18 protein-coding genes and 1 pseudogene are annotated in these 20,533 nt (G+C 72.5%); 11 read left to right on the plus strand and 8 right to left on the minus strand.

What is annotated here, in order from left to right; all coding sequences use genetic code 11:
- Nucleotides 1-131: 131 nt before the first annotated feature.
- From SY2F82_RS14655 to SY2F82_RS39695, 7 genes are all read left to right on the plus strand, one after another.
- Nucleotides 132-809, plus strand: coding sequence for a FadR/GntR family transcriptional regulator (locus SY2F82_RS14655; protein ID WP_200420012.1), 678 nt, complete (start codon nt 132-134; stop codon nt 807-809).
- Entirely contained in the window at nt 806-2,248 is a 1,443-nt protein-coding gene (locus SY2F82_RS14660; RefSeq protein WP_200419504.1) for an amino acid permease, read from the plus strand. The genes SY2F82_RS14655 and SY2F82_RS14660 overlap by 4 nt, the downstream gene beginning before the upstream one ends.
- Nucleotides 2,249-2,259: 11 nt before the next feature.
- Nucleotides 2,260-3,276 carry an asparaginase gene (locus SY2F82_RS14665; protein WP_200420013.1) on the plus strand — a complete coding sequence of 339 codons (1,017 nt, stop codon included), beginning with the start codon at nt 2,260-2,262 and terminating at the stop codon, nt 3,274-3,276.
- A 51-nt stretch (nt 3,277-3,327) separates the two neighbouring features.
- Nucleotides 3,328-4,752 carry an aspartate ammonia-lyase gene (gene aspA / locus SY2F82_RS14670; RefSeq protein ID WP_200419505.1) on the plus strand — a complete coding sequence of 475 codons (1,425 nt, stop codon included), beginning with the start codon at nt 3,328-3,330 and terminating at the stop codon, nt 4,750-4,752.
- A gap of 133 nt (nt 4,753-4,885) precedes the next feature.
- A complete protein-coding gene (locus SY2F82_RS14675) occupies nt 4,886-5,818 on the plus strand; it encodes a glutaminase (protein ID WP_200419506.1) in 933 nt (310 codons plus the stop codon).
- A gap of 121 nt (nt 5,819-5,939) precedes the next feature.
- A complete protein-coding gene (gene mptB / locus SY2F82_RS14680) occupies nt 5,940-7,328 on the plus strand; it encodes a polyprenol phosphomannose-dependent alpha 1,6 mannosyltransferase MptB (RefSeq protein WP_200419507.1) in 1,389 nt (462 codons plus the stop codon).
- Nucleotides 7,325-8,695 (plus strand): glycosyltransferase 87 family protein, encoded by a 1,371-nt coding sequence (locus tag SY2F82_RS39695; protein WP_308437767.1) that lies wholly within the window; start codon nt 7,325-7,327, stop codon nt 8,693-8,695. Before mptB ends, SY2F82_RS39695 begins: the two co-directional genes overlap by 4 nt.
- 35 nt (nt 8,696-8,730) lie before the next feature.
- On the opposite strand, the pseudogene SY2F82_RS14685 reads toward SY2F82_RS39695, so the two are convergent.
- The 4 genes and pseudogenes from SY2F82_RS14685 to SY2F82_RS14700 all read right to left on the minus strand — a co-directional run.
- Nucleotides 8,731-9,603, minus strand: a pseudogene (locus SY2F82_RS14685) (D-alanyl-D-alanine carboxypeptidase family protein); the annotation flags it as partial.
- A 108-nt stretch (nt 9,604-9,711) separates the two neighbouring features.
- Complete coding sequence (gene rho / locus SY2F82_RS14690) at nt 9,712-10,848, minus strand: transcription termination factor Rho (RefSeq protein ID WP_200419509.1); 1,137 nt, start codon at nt 10,846-10,848, stop codon at nt 9,712-9,714.
- Between the two features lie 294 nt (nt 10,849-11,142).
- Nucleotides 11,143-11,805 carry a protein-L-isoaspartate(D-aspartate) O-methyltransferase gene (locus SY2F82_RS14695; RefSeq protein ID WP_200419510.1) on the minus strand — a complete coding sequence of 221 codons (663 nt, stop codon included), beginning with the start codon at nt 11,803-11,805 and terminating at the stop codon, nt 11,143-11,145.
- Between the two features lie 107 nt (nt 11,806-11,912).
- Complete coding sequence (locus SY2F82_RS14700) at nt 11,913-13,496, minus strand: alpha-amylase family glycosyl hydrolase (RefSeq protein ID WP_200419511.1); 1,584 nt, start codon at nt 13,494-13,496, stop codon at nt 11,913-11,915.
- Nucleotides 13,497-13,622: 126 nt separating this feature from the next.
- On the opposite strand from SY2F82_RS14700, the gene SY2F82_RS14705 reads away from it, so the two are divergent.
- Entirely contained in the window at nt 13,623-14,360 is a 738-nt protein-coding gene (locus SY2F82_RS14705) for a class I SAM-dependent methyltransferase (protein WP_200419512.1), read from the plus strand.
- A 39-nt stretch (nt 14,361-14,399) separates the two neighbouring features.
- Here SY2F82_RS14705 and SY2F82_RS14710 read toward each other — a convergent pair whose 3' ends face one another.
- Both SY2F82_RS14710 and SY2F82_RS14715 read right to left on the minus strand, forming a co-directional pair.
- Nucleotides 14,400-15,365: an acetylxylan esterase gene (locus SY2F82_RS14710; RefSeq protein ID WP_200419513.1), complete on the minus strand. Its 966-nt coding sequence runs from the start codon at nt 15,363-15,365 to the stop codon at nt 14,400-14,402.
- Nucleotides 15,366-15,453: 88 nt separating this feature from the next.
- Nucleotides 15,454-16,038 (minus strand): hypothetical protein, encoded by a 585-nt coding sequence (locus tag SY2F82_RS14715; protein WP_200419514.1) that lies wholly within the window; start codon nt 16,036-16,038, stop codon nt 15,454-15,456.
- 414 nt (nt 16,039-16,452) lie between these two features.
- On the opposite strand from SY2F82_RS14715, the gene SY2F82_RS14720 reads away from it, so the two are divergent.
- Complete coding sequence (locus SY2F82_RS14720; RefSeq protein ID WP_200419515.1) at nt 16,453-17,379, plus strand: NADP-dependent oxidoreductase; 927 nt, start codon at nt 16,453-16,455, stop codon at nt 17,377-17,379.
- Nucleotides 17,376-18,086 carry a GNAT family N-acetyltransferase gene (locus SY2F82_RS14725; RefSeq protein ID WP_200419516.1) on the plus strand — a complete coding sequence of 237 codons (711 nt, stop codon included), beginning with the start codon at nt 17,376-17,378 and terminating at the stop codon, nt 18,084-18,086. Before SY2F82_RS14720 ends, SY2F82_RS14725 begins: the two co-directional genes overlap by 4 nt.
- Before the next feature lie 51 nt (nt 18,087-18,137).
- Here SY2F82_RS14725 and SY2F82_RS14730 read toward each other — a convergent pair whose 3' ends face one another.
- Nucleotides 18,138-18,557 (minus strand): MarR family winged helix-turn-helix transcriptional regulator, encoded by a 420-nt coding sequence (locus SY2F82_RS14730; protein ID WP_200420014.1) that lies wholly within the window; start codon nt 18,555-18,557, stop codon nt 18,138-18,140.
- A 328-nt stretch (nt 18,558-18,885) separates the two neighbouring features.
- Between SY2F82_RS14730 and SY2F82_RS14735 the strand changes: the two genes are divergently transcribed.
- On the plus strand, nt 18,886-19,662 hold the full coding sequence (locus SY2F82_RS14735; RefSeq protein ID WP_200419517.1) for a putative protein N(5)-glutamine methyltransferase: 777 nt from the start codon (nt 18,886-18,888) through the stop codon (nt 19,660-19,662).
- Here SY2F82_RS14735 and SY2F82_RS14740 read toward each other — a convergent pair.
- Nucleotides 19,659-20,489: an alpha/beta fold hydrolase gene (locus tag SY2F82_RS14740; protein ID WP_200419518.1), complete on the minus strand. Its 831-nt coding sequence runs from the start codon at nt 20,487-20,489 to the stop codon at nt 19,659-19,661. The two genes, SY2F82_RS14735 and SY2F82_RS14740, sit on opposite strands and share 4 nt — an antisense overlap.
- Between the last annotated feature and the right edge of the window lie 44 nt (nt 20,490-20,533).

Here is a 20,533-nt window from a genome sequence, read left to right on the forward strand (position 1 = left end):
AGGCGTCCCGGCCCCCTGAAAGTTTCCTTACTCCGCCCCTTGACAGTCCCGTCCCGTAACCCGGAGGATCAACCCCCGTGAACCTGTCAGACAGCCAGACAGGTGGCCCGGGGCCGCGGCGCGTCAGCGCGATGGAAGCGGTCCTCACCCACCTCCGCGGCGCCATCGAGCGCGGCGAGTACGCGATCGGTGACAAGCTCCCCTCCGAGGCCGAGCTGTGCCGCACCCTCGAGGTCAGCCGCCCCGTGCTGCGTGAGGCCCTGCGGGCCCTGCAGACGATGGGGCTGACCGTCTCGCGGACCGGAAAGGGCACCTTCGTCGTCGCCAACGCGGTCGAGGACCCGACCTTCGGCGACTACGCGGCGAGCGACCTGCTGGAGGTGCGTCGTCACATCGAGATCCCGGTCGCCGGGTACGCGGCACTGCGCCGCACCCCGGAGAACCTGGACCACCTGGTCCATCTGCTGGACCGGATGGAGCGGGAGACGGACACCACCGCGTGGGTCGCGATGGACACCCTCTTCCACCTCGCCGTGGCCGAGGCCGCCCAGAACCCGGTCTTCCGCCGGGTCATCGAGGAGATCCGCGACGCACTGGCGCGTCAGTCGGCCTTCCTCAACGAACTGGGCGGCCGGCGCGAGCAGTCCAACCGGGAGCACCGGGCGATCGTCGAGGCGCTGATGGACGGTTCCGAAGACGACGCGGTGGCGGCCATGGCCCACCACATCGACCGCGTCGAGACGACCCTCACCGACATCCTGCGCCCCCGGCGCACGGATCTCCCCACGGAAGGCGGACCAGAGGCGTGAGCGAACAGCACCTCAAAGAAGAGACGCGCCCATCGTCCGGTCACGTCGACGCCGGAGACGCGGGCTACAGCAAGTCCCTGAAGTCCCGGCACGTCAACATGATCGCCATCGGCGGGGCCATCGGCACCGGCCTCTTCCTCGGCGCCGGCGGCCGCCTCGCCGACGCCGGCCCCTCCCTCTTCGTCGCGTACGCGATCTGCGGCGTCTTCGCCTTCCTGGTGGTGCGCGCACTCGGCGAACTCGTCCTGTACCGGCCGTCCTCCGGCGCCTTCGTGTCGTACGCCCGGGAATTCCTCGGCGAGAAGGGCGCGTACACCGCGGGCTGGATGTACTTCCTCAACTGGGCGACCACCGGCATCGCCGACATCACCGCCGTGGCCACCTACACCCACTACTGGGGCATGTTCTCCGACATTCCGCAGTGGGTGATCGCGCTCATAGCCCTGGCCGTGGTCCTCACGGTGAACCTGATCTCGGTGAAGATCTTCGGCGAACTGGAGTTCTGGTTCGCCATCGTCAAGGTCGGCGCCCTCGTGGTCTTCATGGCGATCGCCATCTTCCTGCTGGTCACCCAGCACAAGGTCGACGGCAGCACCCCCGGCCCGTCCCTGATCACCGACCACGGCGGCGTCTTCCCCAACGGTGTCCTGCCGATGCTGCTGATCATCCAGGGTGTCGTCTTCGCCTACGCCTCCGTGGAGTTGGTCGGCGTCGCCGCGGGCGAGACCGAGAGCCCCGAGAAGATCATGCCGAGGGCGATCAACTCGATCATGTGGCGCGTCGGCCTGTTCTACGTCGGCTCGGTCGTCCTGCTCTCGATGCTGCTGCCCTGGAACAAGTACTCCGCCGGCGAGAGCCCCTTCGTCACGGTCCTGTCCAACATCGGCGTCCCGGCAGCCGGCGGCGTGATGAACCTCGTCGTCCTCACCGCGGCCATGTCCTCGCTCAACTCCGGCCTGTACTCCACCGGCCGCATCCTGCGCTCCATGGCCATGTCGGGCTCGGCGCCCAGGTTCACGAGCGTGATGAGCCGCAGCCAGGTCCCGTACGGCGGCATCCTGCTCACCAGCGGGATCTGCGTCCTCGGGGTCGGGCTCAACTTCGTCGTCCCGGCGGACGCGTTCGAGATCGTGCTCAACTTCGCGGCGATCGGCATCCTGTCCACCTGGGGCATGATCATGCTCTGTCACCTGCTCTTCTGGCGGAAGACGCAGAGGGGCGAACTGTCCCGCCCCGGCTACCGCCTGCCCGGCTCCCCGTGGACCGAGATCGTCACACTCGGCTTCCTCGCCTCCGTGTTCGTCCTGATGTACGCCGACGGCGGCGCGGGCCGCACCACCGTGCTGTGCCTGCCGCTGATCGTCGCCGCCCTCGTCGCCGGCTGGTTCGGCGTCCGCGGCCGGGCCGGCCGCAGTAAATCCCCCAAGGTGAATGTGTGAACCACGCAGTGTTGTACGGAAGTCCGGTCGCCGAGGCTCCTGTGATCCGGGAGCCCCTGCACGCACCGATCGCCCACCTCGTCCGGGGCGGCGTCATCGAAGGCATCCACTACGGCTCGGTCGTCGTCCTCGACGCCGACGGCAGAGTGGAACTGCAACTCGGTGACGTCGAGGCCGCCTTCTACCCGCGCTCGGCCCTCAAGCCCGTGCAGGCGGTGGCCATGGTGCGCGCCGGGCTTCCGCTCGACGGGGAGCTGCTGTCGCTGACCGCGGCCAGCCACTCCGGCGAGGAACGGCATCTGGCAGGCACCCGGCGGATCCTGGAGCTGGCCGGTGTCACCGAGGACGATCTCGGCAACATCCCGGACCTGCCGTACGACCCGGTCGTGCGCGACGACTGGATCCGGGAGGGCCGCCTGCCCTCCCGGCTCGCCCAGAACTGCTCCGGCAAGCACGCGGCCATGCTGTACACCTGCAAGCTCAACGGCTGGCCGATGAAGGACTATCTCGACCCGGCCCACCCCCTCCAGCAGGCCATCGCCGAGATCGTCGAGGACCTCACCGGCCAGGCGATCGCCCGGGTGACCGTCGACGGCTGCGGCGCGCCGCTGTTCTCCGTCTCGCTGCACGGGCTCGCCCGTGCGGCGGCCCGCATCACCACCGCGCCGGCCGGCACCCCGGAGGCACGGGTGGCGGACGCCGTGCGCGAGCACGCCGAGATGGCCTCCGGCTCCGGGCGCGACGTCGCCGCGCTGATGCGGGCCGTGCCCGGGCTGCTCGCCAAGGACGGCTTCGAGGGCGTCCAGGTCGCCGCGCTGCCCGACGGCCGTGCCGTCGCCGTGAAGATCGCCGACGGGGCGAACCGGGCACGGATCCCGGTCGCCGCCGCGGCCCTGGCCCGCGCCGGCGTCGACCCGGCGGCGCTCACCGAGTTCGCGGGCGAGCCGCTGCTCGGCGGCGGCGAACCCGTCGGCAGCGTCCGGCCGGTCCGGGCCCTCGACCCCGTCACCCGTCAGACCTGCGCCTGACCCACTCGTCCACCTCGTTTCGTCCACCTCCGAAAGAGGGCCCGCACCGCCATGACCGCCGCAGCCCACCGCAGCGAACACGACCTGCTCGGCCACCGTGACGTACCCGCCGAGGCGTACTGGGGCATCCACACCCTGCGCGCCAAGGAGAACTTCCCCATCACGGGAACGCCGATCTCCGCCTACCCGCACCTGATCGACGCCCTGGCCGCCGTCAAGGAGGCCGCCGCCCTCGCCAACGAGGAACTCGGCCTGCTGGAGCCGAAGAAGGCCGCCGCCATCGTGGAGGCCTGCCGCGAGATCCGCGACGGCAAGCTGCACGACCAGTTCGTGGTCGACGTGATCCAGGGCGGCGCGGGCACGTCGACGAACATGAACGCCAACGAGGTCGTCGCCAACCGGGCGCTGGAACTGCTGGGCCACGCCAAGGGCGAGTACCGGCACCTGCACCCCAACGAGGACGTCAACCTCGGCCAGTCCACCAACGACGTCTACCCGACCGCCGTCAAGATCGCGACCGTGTACGCGGTGCGCGGCCTGCTCAAGGCGATGGCCGTACTCCAGGACGCCTTCGCGACCAAGGCCGTCGAGTTCCGCGACGTGCTGAAGATGGGCCGCACCCAGCTGCAGGACGCGGTGCCCATGACGCTGGGTCAGGAGTTCTCCGCATACGCGGTCATGATCGAGGAGGACCGCAGCCGGCTCGCGGAGGCCGTCGAACTGATCCACGAGATCAACCTTGGCGCCACCGCGATCGGCACCGGCCTCAACGCCCCGGCCGGATACGCCGAGGCGGCCCGCCGCCACCTCGCCACCATCACCGGACTGCCCCTGGTCACCGCCGCCAACCTGGTCGAGGCCACCCAGGACTGCGGCGCCTTCGTCCAGATGTCCGGCGTCCTCAAGCGGATCGCGGTCAAGCTCTCCAAGAGCTGCAACGACCTGCGCCTGCTGTCCTCCGGGCCGCGCGCGGGGCTGAACGAGATCAACCTGCCGCCGGTACAGGCGGGTTCGAGCATCATGCCCGGCAAGGTCAACCCGGTGATCCCGGAGGTCGTCAACCAGGTCGCCTTCGAGGTGATCGGCAACGACGTCACCATCACGATGGCCGCCGAGGCCGGCCAGCTCCAGCTCAACGCCTTCGAGCCGATCATCCTGCACTCCCTCTCCGAGAGCATCACGCACCTGGAGCGCGCCTGCCTCACCCTCGCCGAGCGGTGCGTCGCCGGGATCACGGCCAACGAGAAGGAACTGCGGGCCGCCGTGGAGAACTCCATCGGCCTGGTCACCGCACTCAACCCGTACATCGGCTACGAGGCGGCCACCGGCATCGCCAAGGAGGCCCTCGCCACCGGGCGCGGCGTCGCCGAACTCGTGCTCGAGAAGGGCCTGTTGCCGGCCGAGCGGTTGCAGGCCCTGCTGCGGCCCGAGGTGGTCGCGGGCAGCGGTTCCCCGGAGGTCCGACCTTCCCGGTGAGCAGGGAGAACGCCACTGGGGCGGCGGCCGTGGCTGTCGCCCCGCCGGGTCGAGGAGCCCCGGCCGCGTCATAGGATCCAGCGCATGATCACGAGGTACGTCAGGTGAGCGGTCCGTCGCAGGGAGCGGCACGATGGTGACCATGGCCCCGTCGTTGAACTTCCAGCCGGTGCTGGAACGTATCGCCGAAGAGATGGAGCAGCGCCCGGGTCGCGGCCGGGCCGCCGACTACATACCGGCGCTCGCCGCCTTGGACCCGCGCCGCTTCGGCATGGCCGTCGCCGAACTGGACGGCACGGTGTACGGGGTGGGGGAGTGGCGGGAGCCGTTCTCCACCCAGTCCATCACCAAGGTCTTCACCCTCGCCCTCGACCTCGCCCGCGAGGGTGACGCGCTCTGGGAGCACGTGGGCCGGGAGCCGTCCGGCAACCCGTTCAACTCGCTGGTCCAACTGGAGTACGAGAACGGCATCCCGCGCAATCCCTTCATCAACGCGGGCGCCCTCGTCGTCACCGACCGGCTGCACACCCGTACCGGTGACGCGGCCGGCACCCTGCTCGACTTCCTGCGCGCCGAGAGCGGCAACCCCGGACTCTCCTTCGACACGGAGGTCGCCGCCTCCGAGGCCGCGCACGGCGACCGCAACGCCGCCCTCGCCCATTTCATGGCGTCCTACGGCAACATCGGCAACCCCGTGCCGGTGCTGGTCGAGCAGTACTTCCGGCAGTGCTCCCTCACCGCGTCCTGCGCCGACCTCGCCCTGGCCACCGGCTTCCTGGCCCGGCACGGCATCCGCGCCGACGGCACCCGGCTGCTGACCCGCAGCCAGGCCAAGCAGGTCAACGCGGTGATGCTGACCTGCGGCACGTACGACGCGGCGGGCGACTTCGCCTACCGGGTCGGCCTGCCCGGCAAGAGCGGCGTCGGCGGCGGCATCATCGCGGTCGTGCCCGGCCGCTGCACCCTGTGCGTATGGAGCCCCGGCCTCGACGAGCGCGGCAACTCCGTCGCGGGCGTCGCGGCACTCGACCGCTTCACCACCCTGACGGGGTTGTCCGTGTTCTGACCGGGGTTCGGTGCCCCCATGCGCCCGTCGATCACGCGGCGGTCACAAGCAGGCCGCCCGCGCGAGAGACGGACGTCGCTTCCCGGTCACCCGGTGTTGACACGCTTCCCGAGTGTTGGCCATGGCTTTCCCCGTCGATCTCCGCCGCCGCCAGGCGCTCGGTCTGGCCGGTACCGCCTTTCTCGCACTGGGCGGTGAGACCGCCGGGGCCCTGCCGGTCGAGGATCTGGTCTCCCCGGAGTCCGGGCGCGCCGCGCTCGGGCTGGTGGGGGTGTACTTCGGTGTCGTCCTGCTGATCGCCGCCTGGGCCCTGCTCGGCCGGGTGGTCCGCGGCCCCGAACCGCCTACGCCGCGGGCCCTGCTGCTCGTCCTCGCCACCTGGGCGGCGCCGCTGCTGCTGGCGCCACCGCTGTTCAGCCGGGACGTCTACAGCTACCTCGCCCAGGGCGCCATGGTCCACGCCCACCTCGACGTCTACGCCCACGGCCCCGCCCAGCTCGGCGGTCCGCTGGCGGACGAGGTGGCTCCGGTGTGGCGGGACACCGCGGCCCCCTACGGGCCGGTCTTCCTCGTCGTCGCCTCGGCGCTGTCCGGACTGACCCGCGGCGAACTCCCGGCCGGGCTGCTCGGCATGCGGCTGGTCGCGCTGCTCGGAGTGGCCCTGATGGCGTTCGCGCTGCCACGGCTCGCCAAGCACTGCGGCGCCGACCCGGCCGCCGCGCTGTGGCTCGGCGCCCTCAACCCGCTCGTCCTGCTGCACCTGGTCGCCGGCGCCCACAACGACGCCATCATGCTCGGCCTGCTCGGCATGGGCCTGCTCGCGGCCCGCGGCCGGCTGCACGTCCTCGGCGTCGTCCTGGTCACGCTCGCCGCCCTGGTCAAGGCCCCCGCCGCGCTCGGCCTGCTCGCCGTGATCGCGCTGCGCCGGCACGTCGGCGTCGTCCGGGCGACGGTGACGACCACGGTGGTCGCGTTCGCCACCACCGCCGCGGCCACCGCCGTCGCCGGCACCGGGTACGGCTGGATAGCGGCCCTGAAGACACCCGTCTCCCCGCACAACTGGTCACCCACCAGCGTCCTCGGCCGGGTCACGGGCCGGATGCTCGACGGTCTCGGCAGCGACCTCGCGCCTCTCGCCGAACCGGCCTGGCACGCGGTCGGGGTCGCCGCGACCGCCATCACCGTGCTGGTCATCTGGGTGAAGCTGCGGCCCGCCCCGGTCTACGCGCTCGGGCTGAGCCTCGCCGTCGTCGCCGTCCTCGGCCCGGCCATCCGCCCCTGGTACGCCCTGTGGGGACTGTTCCTCATCGCCGCCGCGGCCCCCAGCACCTCGGTACGCCACCGGGTGGCCGCCGCCACCGCCGTCCTCGCGCTCGCCGTGCTGCCGAGCGGCGGCCCGCCCGACCTCGCCCAGGTGATGCTGGCCGTCTCCGGCGGCCTGCTCGCCGTGGTCGTGCTGTGGCAGGCGCACCAGGCGGCCCAAACAGCCGTGCTGGGACGGACCGCGTGAGACCGCCGCGCACCGAGAAGGGACGGCTCGCCCTCGTCCTCGGCCTCGCCGCCGCCGTGACCGTCTTCACCGCCACCGTGCCGCTGCTGCGCGGCTGGTTCGACCTGCGCGTCTACTACGGGGCCGTGGACGCCTGGATGCACCACGGGGGTCACCTCTACGACTACCGGGTGCCGGGCACGACGTACGGCTTCACCTATCCGCCGTTCGCCGCGCTGTGCATGCTGCCGATGGCGTTCGTCGGCCTGCACACGGCGATCGCGCTCGCCCTGCTGTTCAACCTGGCGGCCCTCGCCGCCGTGGTGGGGATCCTCATCGGCCGGGAGCTGGGCCGCCACGGCTGGTTCGGCTGGGGCCTGGCCGCCTGCGCGCTGGCCCTGTTCGAACCCGTCCGGGACACCTTCAGCTTCGGGCAGGTCAACCTCCTGCTGCTGGCACTCGTGCTCGCCGACGCCTGGCTGCTGTCCACCGGGCGCGGGCGCTGGGCGGGGGCCGGTATCGGGCTCGCGGCGGCCGTCAAGCTCACCCCGGCGGTGTTCATCGCGCTGCTGCTGCTCGCCCGCAGATGGCGGGCCGCCGCCGTCGCCACCGCCGTCGCCGGGGCCGCCACCCTGGTCGCGGTGTGGGCGGCGCCGGGCGCCTCCCGCTTCTACTGGACCAGCGCCGTCTGGGACACCACCCGCATCGGCCGCCTCGACTACGTCTCCAACCAGTCCCTGCAGGGCGTCCTCGCCCGGCTCGAGGCGCCGGACGACCCGAGCCGGGCCACGTGGGCGCTGGCCGTCGTCGTGGTCCTCGCGGTGTGGGCGTGGCGCACGCACCGGGCGCTGCGCGCCGGGGACTGGTGGGCCGCCTTCGCCCTCACCGGGCTCATCGCCTGCCTGGTCTCCCCGATCACCTGGGTGCACCACCTGGTATGGCTGCTGCCGTCGTTCGCGGTGCTGGCGCACGCACGCCGGCTGCGGACCGCGGCCGCCCTGTACGCGGTGCTGTGCACCAGCGTGGTGTGGCTGTGGTTCGACGACGCGTCCGGGATCGACGGCTTCCTCGGCAGCAACACCTACACATGGATCACCCTCGGCCTGCTGTTCGGGCTGCCGGTCGGTCAGTCCCGCTCCCGCCGTCTGCCCAGCAGCCGCAGCGCCAGCGCGACCGCCGCGCCCGTGCCCAGACCGACGGCGCCCGCCAGCGTCCCCGCCTCCGGCCAGTCGGACGGGTCTTCGTCCTCCTTGCGAGGGGCCGTCGTCGGCAGCGCGGTGGGACCGGAGCGCGCCACGCCGGAGCCCTCGGGCAGCAGCGAGCCGACCGGCGCGACCCGCCCGGCGGCGTCGAAGCCCCAGTCGAGCAGCGAGCGGGCCTCCTCGTAGACCGTGAGCCCGCCACCCTCCTGAGGGTTCATCACCGTCACCACGAGGGTGCGCCCGCCGTGGCGGGCCGCAGCGACGAGGGTGTTGCCCGCGTTGCTGGTGTAGCCGTTCTTGATGCCGATCAGCCCCGGGTAGCGTTCGACGCCGTCGGCGCCGGTCAGCAGCCGGTTGGTGTTGCGGATCCCGTACGACGCGCCGTCGCCGGGGAACGTCGACTCCGCCAGGGAGCAGTACCGGGCGAAGTCCGGATTGTGCAGCCCGGCCCTCCCGAACACCGCGAGGTCGTATGCCGACGACACCTGCCCGGGAGCGTCGTAGCCGTCCGGCGAGACCACCTGGGTGTCGAAGGCGCCCAGTTGCCGGGCCTTTGCCTGCATCCGTCGGACCGTGGTCTCCACGCCGCCGTTGAGCGCGGCCAGCACATGCACCGCGTCGTTGCCGGAGTGCAGGAAGACCCCCTTCCACAGGTCGCTCACCCGGTAGGTGAGGCCCTCCTTGATCCCGACGAGGCTGCTGCCGGGCCCGACGCCCGCCAGCTCTCGCTCCCTGACGGTGTGCCGGGTGCCCGCGGGCAGAGCCGGCAGCACGGTGAGCGCGAACAGGGTCTTGAGGGTGCTCGCGGGCGGCAGCGGACGGTGCGCGTCGTGCGCGGCGAGCACGTCACCGGTGTCGGCGTCGGCCACCAGCCACGAGAGCGCCGACACATACGGCACCTCGGGGGCTCCCGTGCGTGGCCGCACCTGAGTGCCGGGCCCGTACAGGAGCGGCGACTGCGACGAGGCGGGCCCGGGAGCGCCGGAGCCGGTGCCCGTCAGAGCGGCGGCGGGCAGCGGCGCGAGGGCCGACATGCCGACCGCTCCGAGAGCGCAGCAGGAGAGGAGGGCGCGAGAGGAGAATCCGATGCTCATACCGGACACCGTAGGAACGGTGAGCACGCGTCCGCCCGGTCGGCGTGGGCCGAGTGGGGGGATCGTGCACCCGGATGCCTGACGCCGGAGCGTGTCCGGCCGGACGGATCAGCCGGCCGGAAGTGTGGGCTGGACCTGGCGCAGGAACGCCGCGTTGTCGGGCGTCGCTCGCAACCGCTCCAGCAGGGTCTCCACGGCGGGCTGCCCCTGTGACTGCAGGGCGCGCCGCAGTCCTCTTACGGCCGCCAACTCGCTCCGGGCAAGCAGGAGTTCCTCGCGCCGGGTGCCGGACGCGGCGACGTCGACGGACGGGTGGATGCGGCGGGCGGCCAAGGCGCGGTCCAGGCGCAGCTCCATGTTGCCGGTGCTCTTCAGCTCCTCGAAGAAGAACTCGTCGGCCCGGGAGCCGGTCTCGACCAGGGCGGTGGCCAGGATGGTGAGTGAGCCGCCCTCCTCGGCCAGACGGGCGGCGCCGAAGAAGCGCTTCGGACCGTGCAGGGCGGACGCGTCGACGCCGCCGCTGAGAGTGCGGCCACCGGAGGAGGCCGCGTTGTTGTGGGCCCGGCACAGCCGGGTCAGAGAGTCCAGCAGGACGACGACGTCCTGACCCTGCTCGACCAGTCGCTTGGCGCGCTCGACGACCATGTCCGCGAGCGCGATGTGCTGCTTCGGCGTGCGGTCGAACGTGGAGGCGTACACCTCACCCCGCACCGAGCGCCGCATGTCGGTGACCTCCTCGGGCCGCTCGTCGAGCAGTACCACCATCAGATGGCACTCGGGGTGGTTGCCGGCGACGGCCGCGGCGATCTGCTGGAGCAGGACGGTCTTGCCGGTCTTGGGCGGGGCGACTATCAGCCCGCGCTGGCCCTTGCCGACGGGTGAGAGGAGGTCCATCACGCGTCCGCCCAGGCCCGACGCCGGGTGCTCGAGCCGCAGCCGCTCGCGCGGGTGCAGCGGGGTGAGGTCGGGGAAGTGCGGACGGCCGCGTAGTTCCTCCGGGGGCCGGCCGTTGACCAGCTCGACCTCGGTGAGGGAGCGCCCGGTACGGGTGCCGGTGAGGCTGTCGCCCTTGCGCAGCCCGTGACGGCGGATCAGTGCGGGGGGAACGGGGAGGTCGGCGGGTGAGGAGAGGCAGTTTTCGGCACGCAGATGCCCCTTCCCGCCGGCGTCGATGTCGAGGACTCCGGTGACGGTCTGAGGCGTTCGCTCCTGCTGGATCGGGGGGTGTTCGAGTGTGGTGGTCATGGACGGCCTTTCAGGAACGGGAGGAAGGGGGAAGGGAAGGGGAGAGGGGCCGGGAGGCGGCAGGATCACGCCTCGCAACGGCGAGGAACGGCACCTCGGGTACGCCGTACGGCGCACTGCCTGACGAGGTGGTGTCGGAAAGCCGATGCGCCGGTCGAAAACGACGGGCGGAACGGCGAACGGGGAGAAACAGGCACCGGCGCCCCGGACGGGGCGTACACAAGTGCTCACCGCACTGTAGCACTCGGCGGTTCCACCGGGGAGAACACGGACGGGACGCGATCTGTTCCGCGCTCAGGTGACGTCCGTGTCGTCCTGCGGAAAGCCGTACCGTCCGAGCAGCCGGACGAAGCAGGCCGCGGTCACGATCCGCCACTGCTCCAGCCCGGACGCGGTGCGCACGAAGCACACCACCTGTTCGTGGCCGCCCGGCCCGACCGGCTGCACGAGACGGCCGGAGGGCCGTAGCTGCGCGACCAGCGGCTCGGGCACCTCCGGGAACGCGGCCGAGACGATCACCGCGTCGTACGGGGCGCGGTCGGGCAGACCGCCGCTGCCGTCACCGACCCGCAACTCCACGTTCCGCACCCCCTGCCCGGCCAGGTTGCCGCGCGCCTGCCGGGCGATGTCCGGCCGCATCTCGACGCTGACCACGTCACCGGCCATCCGGGCGAGCAGCGCGGTCTGGAAGCCGAGTCCGGTGCCGACCTCGAGGACGTGCTCGCTTCCGCTCAGCTCAAGGCTCTCGATCATCGCGGCGGTCAGCGACGGCTGTGTGGTGACCTGCCCCTGCCCGATCGGAACGGGTGTGTCCCGGTAGGCGGCGGCCGCCTGAGCGGCGGGGACGAACCGGGCCCGGGGCGTCGTCCGCACGGCCTCCAGCAGCCGCTCGTCCCTGATCCCGGCGGATCGGAGAGCCCGCACGAGATCTTCGGGGCTGCCGGGTACGGAGTGCACGGGGGCTCACCTCACCCTCACTGCCAGCGTATACCTGCGCTCCGGACCCGATGCGCTGTTCCCGGCTCTGCGAGGCCCATCGCCGGGCGCGTGGGCGCCCGGCTCGCCTACCCGCCGAGTTCGAAGATGCCGTAGCCGAATCCCCGGGCCGTGATCGTCCCGCCCGCCGACTCCACCCCCGACACCTCCAGCGCACGACCGGTGGCGGAGTACCCGTAACTCGCCTCGCTTCTGCGCGGGTTGACGACCACGAGAAAGCGGTCGCCCCGGACGTACACGAACGGGTATCCGGTGTGCAGCACCTCCACCGCACCGCGCGGGCCGAACTCCGGTGTGGTCCTGCGCAGGGCGATCAGCCGGCGTACGAGATGCAGCAGCGAGGCTTCGTCGGCGCGCTGCGCGGCCACCGTCGGGCGGTCGGGGGAGGGGTCCGGAGGCAGGTAGAGGCGGTCCTCGGGCGCCGTGGAGAAGCCGGCGTTCGGGCCCTCGTCCCACTGCATCGGGGTGCGGGAGCCCGCCCGGTTGTAGCGGGGGCCGAGGACGCTGCCCTCCTTGTCGGGCAGGCCGGCGACGTAGCGCATGCCGATCTCGTCGCCGTAGTAGATCGCCGGCAGTGTCGGCCAGGTCAGCTGGAACGCGAAGGCCGCCGGGAGCTGCTCGGCCGTGCGCGGGCCGCAGTTCAGCCGGGAGAAGTCGTGGTTGGCGGTCGGCAGGGAGACGAAGCCGGAGCCCGCCAGCGCGGTCGTCGCCTTGTCGTACGCCTCCACGAACGGGCGCGCGGAGCCCCTGCCGCTCGGGTCGAAGAAGCAGTCCAGAGGGTCCCAGGCCGCGTTCACCGTGCCCTCGCCGTTGCTCCACAGGGACCGCAGCGGCAGACCGTTCGTGGGGCCGCCGAAGTGCAGGAAGAAGTCCGTGTGGAAGCCCGCCGGGACGGACACCTCCGGATCGCCCCACTCCGACAGCAGCACCGCCTCCGGGTGCGCCCGGTCCAGCCAGTGGCGCAACTCGGTCCAGATCGCGGCCGTCTCCGTCTTGTCCGGGTCGTCCTTGACGAGGGACGCGGCCATGTCGACGCGGAAACCGGAGATGCCGAACCGCAGCCAGTGGTCCATGATCTCGCGCAGTGCGGCGCGGTTGGCGCGCGGGCCCTCCGCGTCGACCGGCTGCCGCCAGGGCTCGGCCGGATTCTCCCGCGCGTAGCCGAAGTTGAGGGCGGGCTGGCTGTCGAAGAAGTTCGGCAGATAGGAGCCGGGGCGGGTGCCGGGGGAGGGGACGAAGCCCTCGGGACGGCCCTCGGGGGCCCAGATGTAGCGGTGGTCGTCCGGGTCGTCGGCCGAGGCCCGGAACCACGGGTGCGCGTCGGAGGTGTGTCCGGCGACGAGGTCGAGGAGGATGCGGATGCCGCGGCGGCCCGCCTCGTCGACGAGCGCGGCGAGATCGTCGGCGGAGCCGTAGCGGGGCGCGACCGTCAGGTAGTCCGCGACGTCGTACCCGGCGTCGCGGAACGGGGAGACGAAACAGGGGTTGAGCCACACGGTGTTCACGCCCAGCCACGCGAGGTGGTCCAGGCGCTCGGTGATCCCTTGGAAGTCACCGATGCCGTCGCCGTTCGAGTCGGCGAACGACTGCGGGTAGATCTGGTAGAAGACGGCGTCGGCCAGCCAGGCGGGGGCAGGACGGAACGAAGTCATGCACACGACCCTAGGTGAGCCGCGGGCGGCTCCGCAGGCATCGTCGGCCGTTGACCGAAGATGACGCGGATCGAACGGTCGTGGATGAGCCCCTCCTCGGGGCGGCGCTGTCCTAAGCTGATGCCGATGTTCTCCCCGCACGGTCCCACCCTCCGCGAGCTGACCGTCCAGGCGCTGTCGTCGGTCGAGCGCGGCTACGACCTGCTCGCGCCCAAGTTCGACCACACGCCCTTCCGGACTCCGGACGCCGTCCTCGACGCCGTCCAAGGGGAGCTGAAGGGGATGGGGCCCTTCGTGCACGGGCTCGACCTGTGCTGCGGTACGGGTGCGGGGACGGAGGTGCTGCGCACCGTCTGCCGCGAGAGCGTCACCGGCGTCGACTTCAGCGCGGCCATGCTGGCCGTCGCACGCGCACGCGCACGCGCACGGGTACGGTCCGACGGGCCGCCGCACGTCGCGTGGGTGCGCGGTGACGCCCGCGCCCTGCCGTTCGGCCCCGTCTTCGACCTGGCCGTGAGCTTCGGCGCGTTCGGCCACTTCCTGCCGCGCGAGCTGCCCGGCCTGTTCGCCGAGGTGCACTCCGTGCTGCGACCCGGCGGACGGTTCGTGTTCCCCGTCGGCGCCCCGCCGTCCCCGTCCTCGCCCTGGTACTGGGCGCTGCTCGGCTTCGACGCCGCGATGCGGGTGCGCAACGCCCTGTGGCGGCCGCCGTTCGTCATGTACTACCGGACGTTCCGCTTCGGTGACGTCCGGCGCGAGCTGACCCGCGCCGGATTCACCGTGGAGCACCGGGCACTGACGGCCTTCGGCCACCGGCCCGACGGCAGCCCGCGCTGCCGGCTGATCGTGGCCGCCCGGACCTGACCGGACCCGCGCGGGCCTCGGCCGGGCCTCCCCGGTTCGTCAGAAACGCGCCGGCAGCCAGCGCAGCTTGACCCCCTGCTGGTGGGCGCCGCCGCCCTCGTGGTCGTTGAAGTCGTAGACCTCGATCGTCTTCTCCTCGTGCGCCCACGCGTTGAACGTGGCGAACACCGTCGACGGCGGACACGTCTGGTCCTCCAGCGCCGCCGAGAACAGCGCGGGCGCCCGGCCGCGCGCGGCGAAGTGCACGCCGTCGAAGTACGACAGGGTCCGCATCACCTGCTCGGTACGGCCGCGGTGCGTCTTGAGGTAGCTGCCGATCTCCCGGTACGGGTGGCGGTCGGTGAGCGTCGTCGCGCGCGGGAAGTCGCACAGGAACGGCACGTCCGGCGCGACGGCCACCAGGTCCGGTACGAGACCGCCGACCGCGATCGTGATGCCGCCGCCCTGGCTGCCGCCGACGGCCGCGGTCCGGGAGGCGTCGGTCAGCGGATGCGCGCGGGCCGCCTCCACGGCGCGCACGCCGTCCGTGAACACCCGCCGGTAGTAGTAGCTTTCGGGGTCCTCGATCCCGCGCGTCATGAACCCGGGGAAGGACGGCGCGCTGCCCACCGGGTCCGGAGTCTCACCGCCGCCCCATCCGCTGCCCTGGCCCCGCGTGTCCATCACGAAGTGCGCGAAACCCGCCGACGCCCACAGCAGATGTTCGTGCGGAAGGGCGCGTCCACCGCCGTAGCCGACGAACTCCACGACCGTCGGCAGCGGACCCTCCACCGAGACCGGCACCGTCAGCCAGCCCTTCACCGGGTGCCCGCCGAACCCGGCGAACGTCACGTCGTACACCTGGACCGTCCTCAGTCCCGTCTCGACGGGTTCGAAACGGGCGTCCAGGTCGTGCTCGCGGGCATCCTGGAGCGTCTTCGTCCAGAACGCGTCGAAGTCCGCGGGTTCGACGGACGCGCTGCGGTACTCGCGGAGTTCGTCCAGCGGCAGGTCGAACAGGGCCATGGAGGACCACCTTTGGCGTCGGGTGATCACACCGTACGGTGGCCGTCACGGACCCGCCAGACCTTCATCGGCCTCCCTGTGAGCGCGGTCAGGCCGTCCGCCGCCCCCACTCGGGCCCGGTGCGGGCCCACTCGGCCTCCCATTCCGCCATGCGGTGCCGGTCGGCGACCCGCCTGGTCACGGCGCGGGCCAGGAGTACCGTCCCGGCCATGCCGCCCGCGGCCCACACACCGGCCGTCAGGGCGTGCTGCCACACCGCGCCGTCACTCGGTGGCGGGGCGACCCCGCGATCCCTGGAGTCCAGCCACACCGGGACCCGGTCGCCGCTGCGCGAACCCGCCGGGACCTCGGCGATCGTGGTCAGCGCGCCCCTGCCCGGCTCGCTCCAGCGCACCTTCGCCGGGTACAGGGGCTGCTTCCCGCCCTGAGTCGCGGGCGCGGCGGCCGGGGCGTCCTCGGCGAGCACCGCGGCCACCTGGTGGCGTTCGGCGCGCTGGGCCACCTGCGTGGCGCGCCCCTGCTCGTACGCCCGCCAGCCCACGGCCGTGCCGACGAGCGGCGCCCCGACGCACAGCAGCACGGCGACGATCAGCGCCGTCCACGCCTCGACGACATCGCAACGGCGGCGCAGCGGACTGCGCTTCCAGCGCCAGCCGCGCACCCGGGTTCGCATCTCGACCTCCTTGCCGCCATGCCCCGCCGACGGGTCGGTGCGAGGCGGGCGTCGCCACTCGGCGCACGGCCCGGGGTACCCCCGGGTCCGCGACGGGGCGTCCCCGACGGGACGTGTCCGACACGAAGCGCTTGTGAAGCGGCTTTTTGTGCCCATTCTCCCTCTCGGGCGGGGTTCCCGGACCCGTGGCCACGAAACCTTGGTCCGCCGCCGCGGCGGCACCCCGCTCCCGGTGTGCCGGGACGCTCGCCGGGGCCGGTCGTTGCAGGAGGCCGGGGCCGGTCATTGCAGGCGTATGAACTCTCCCGGCGCCCGGGAATAGCCGCCCCGTGATCTTCCTTGCGCTGTAGTGGCCGGGACCGGTGGCTCCTGCGACGGGTGGTCCGGTGACAGCGAAGGAGAGTGAGGCAGGACATGCCCAAGGCGTACGCGTACACCCGCTACGGCGGCCCCGAGACGGAGACGTACATCGACGCGGACCGGCCGGGCCCCGGCCCCGGACAGCTCCTCGTCGCGGTGCGCGCGGCGGGCGTCAACCCCGTCGACTGGAAGCTGCGCTCGGGCTTCCGGCGCCCCGGCGACACCGGCACGCCAGAGTTCCCGCTGGTGTTCGGCAGCGAGGCCGCCGGGATCGTCGAGGAGATCGGCGAGGGCGTGACCGGTTTCGCCGTCGGGGACGCGGTCTTCGGCAACACCGTGGCCGGCGGATACGCCGAATACGCGCTGCTGCCCGCGTCGGTGACCGCGCACGTCCCGGGCGGCCTGTCCCTCAGGGACGCAGCGGTCCTGCCGGTCGCCGCGGCCACCGCCTACGACGGCATCCGGCAGCTCGGCCTGCCCGCCGGTGCGACCCTGCTGGTCACCGGCGCGGGCGGGGGAGTCGGCGTCGCGGCCGTGCAGATCGCCCGTGCCTTCGGTCTGCGCGTCGTCGGCACGGCGAGCGAGGGCAAGAAGGACTTCGTCGAGCAGCTCGGCGCCGTCCACGTCGCTTCGGGCACGGATCTCGCCGCGCGGGTGCGGGCGGCCGCACCGGACGGCGTGGACGGCGTCTACGACCTGGTCGGCGGCGACGTGCTGGAGGAGACGGCGACCCTGCTGACCGACCGCTCGAAGCTGATCACCGCAGGGGCCGCCCCGGAGGACGTCGAGCGGCTGGGCGGCGCTCGGGTGGAGCGCGCCCGTACCGCCGCGGTGCTCGACGAGGTGGCGCGGCTGGTGGTGGCCGGCGACCTGAACCCGTATGTCACGCGGACCTTCCCGCTCGAACAGGCCGGGGAGGCCCTGCGCCTGGTGGAGGACGGGCACGCCCGCGGCAAGGTCGTGATCGAGGTCGCCGCATGAGCGACCACGTGCTCGACAACCCGGCGCTCGCCTCGCTGACCGGCCCGCACGCCCACTTCGCGCAGCGCCGGGGCCGCGTCCTGCGTTACCCCGTCGACGTGTCGCCCTGGGTGGGCCTGCCGGAGGATCCGGACGCCGACGACTGGGCCGACCTCGCGGCGCTGGCGGGCCCCGGTGCGGAGGCCCCGCTCCCCGGCTTCCGAGGAGAGGTCCCGGACGGCTGGGAGATCACCTTCGCCCTCGACGGCGTGCAACTCGTCGACGACGGGATCGCCGCCGCGCCCGACCCGGAGGCCGTACGCCTCACTGCGGCCGACGTGCCCGAGATGCTGGACCTGGTGGCGCGCACGCGGCCCGGCCCGTTCCTGCCGCGCACCATCGAACTGGGCACCTACCTGGGCATCCGCCGGGGCGGAGCCCTGGTCGCCATGGCGGGCGAACGGCTGCACCCGCCCGGCTGGACCGAGATCAGCGCCGTGTGCACCGATCCGGCGTTCCGCGGTCAGGGCCTGGCCACCCGGCTGGTCCTGGCGGTCGCGCACGTCGTCCGCGAGCGTGGCGAGACCCCGTTCCTGCACACCGGCGCGGGCAACACGGGCGCCATCCGTCTCTACGAGTCCCTGGGCTTCCGCCTGCGCCGCACGACGAAGTTCCTGTCGGCACGGGTCCCCGAGCGGCTGGGGGACGAGCAGGTGGTGGGGATCTGACGGCAGGACCAAGGGGCTCGCCGCAGGCGGGCCCCTTCCCGTCGCTCGCCGTCAGCCGTCAGCCGGGGCGGGCGGTCCGACCGGTGGGGCGACGGCCGCTGCGTTGTAGCGCAGCAGGTAGGCCGCGAAGCGTTCCAGGTCCTGCTCCGGCCAGCCCGCGAGCCGCTCCCGGAACGCCTCCCGGCGGCTCTCCGTGACCTGGGCGAGGATCCGCGTGCCCGCCCGGGTCAGCTGCAGCACCTGGACCCGGTGGTCGTCCGGATCCTGCCGCCGCTCGATCAGCCCGGCCCGCTCCAGCGCGGCCACCTGCCGGCTCACCGTGGACTTGTCCAGGGCGTAGTGCGCGGCCAGGTCGGTCGCCCGGCAGCCGCCGCTCTCCTCCAGGTGCCCGAGCAGCGTGTACGAGACCAGGGACAGCTCCGGGTGCATACGGCCGGCCGAGGCCCGGGCGCGCCGGGCGAACACCGTCATCTCGCGCTGAATGGTCTCGACGGCGGCTTCCGCCGCGGACCCGGCGGTGGCGCCCTCACTCTGCACGGGACCTCCCTCGTCGCTCAGTTGTAGAATACAACTTGAGCCGGCGCGGACGTCTTCGCGGCCGACGGGGGCTTCCGCGCACATCCCTCCTGCTAGGGTGTCCGTCCTGGCCGCGGACCGTCCCGGCCGGTGTGGCCGAGGAGGTGAGTCCCATTACCGCTGTGTCGGCTCGGGTGCTCTCCCACCTCAGGACGGCGCGGACCACCGCCGCCGGCTGACCGCGAGTGCGCCCTTCGGTCCACCGGAAGGCTTTCTCGGCTCCATGCCACCACTGTCACGTTCCCACGTCGTCTCCGCGCTGCGTTCCGCCGGCTGTGTCTTCGCCGAGGACGAGGCGGAGTTGATCCTGTCCACCGCCCGCACCCTCGACGAGGCCGCCCGCATGGTCGACCTGCGCGTCGCCGGGCTTCCCCTGGAACACGTCCTGGGCTGGGCCGAGTTCCACGGACTGCGCATCGCGATGGAGCCGGGCGTCTTCGTGCCCCGCCGCCGCACCGAGTTCCTCGTCGAACAGGCCCTCGCCGTCTCTCGCGGTGCCCGTCTCGTCGTGGACCTGTGCTGCGGCTCGGGGGCGGTCGGCGCGGCGCTGGCGGCCGGGCTCGACCGGCCCGAACTCCACGCCGCCGACATCGACCCGGCCGCCGTACGGTGCGCCCGCCGCAACGTCGCCGCGTACGGCGGCCGGGTCCATGAGGGCGACCTGTTCGCCGCCCTCCCGGACGAACTGCGCGGCCGTGTCGACGTCCTGACCGCCAACGTCCCCTACGTCCCCACGGACGAAGTCGCGCTGCTGCCGTCGGAGGCCCGCGACCACGAGCCCCTGAGCGCCCTGGACGGCGGCTACGACGGCCTGGAGGTGCTGCGCCGGGTCACCGCCGAGGCGTCCGCGTGGCTGGCACCCGGCGGCCGTCTGCTCGTCGAGACGAGCGAACGCCAAGTCCCCTCCGCGATCGAGGCGTTCACCCACGGCGGCCTCGACGTCCGGCTCGCCGTCTCGGAGGAGCTGTACGCCAACGTGCTGATCGGCACCACGCGCTAACGACTCACCTCGAGTGAGCGCAGGAAGTCCCCGACGATCGCGTTGAAGGCATCGGGCCGCTCCATGTTGGGGTAGTGCCCGGTGCCCTCCACGACCGTGGCCCGGCCGTGCGCGACGGTGCGGACCAGACGCTCGGCCATGCCGATGTGGTCGGGCGAGTCGACGCCGCCGTTGACGGCCAGCACGGGTACCTCGATCGTCGCGGCGCGGGCCCAGGTGTCGGTGACGGGGACCCGGTGGTCCGGCTCGTCGCGGGTGTGCTTGCCGATCGTCGACCGGGCCATCTCCCGTACACGCCGGTCGACTTCGGGGTCGACGTCCTCGACCGTGCGCTGCGGACCGTAGGTGAACTGTGCGAACGCGTCCAGGAAGGCGTCGATGTCGCCGACGCCGAGCGCGTGCCAGTACGCGGCGTTGAGGGCCTGCGTCCACGGGTCCCGGAATTCCGGCTCACTCGTGCCGACGCCGCTGACGACGAGGGCGCGGACGAGGTCGGGATGCTCCAGAGCGGTGTCCACGGCGACCGCTCCGCCCATCGACAGCCCGACCAGGACGGCGGGACCGGTGTCGAGGTGGCGCAGCAGCGCGGCGAGGTCGTCGGTGGGGCGGAACGGCCGGGTCGCGTTGGAGGACGCCCCGTGGCCGCGTGCGTCCGGGGCGATCACCCGGTGAGTGCGGGCGAACACGGGGATCTGGTCGTCCCACATGTGGTGGTCGACGAAGCCGCCGTGCAGCAGCACCAGTGGCGGCCCCGCGCCCTCGTCGCGATAGGCCAGCGGGCCGTCCTCGGTCTCGAACGTCTTCAGTGTCTCCATGCTCTCCGTCATGACAACCAAGGTGTCATTTTCTCGCATACTTGACAACCGGGGTG

This window comes from Streptomyces sp. Y2F8-2 (genome assembly GCF_014905555.1).
GTDB lineage: Bacteria > Actinomycetota > Actinomycetes > Streptomycetales > Streptomycetaceae > Streptomyces > Streptomyces cynarae.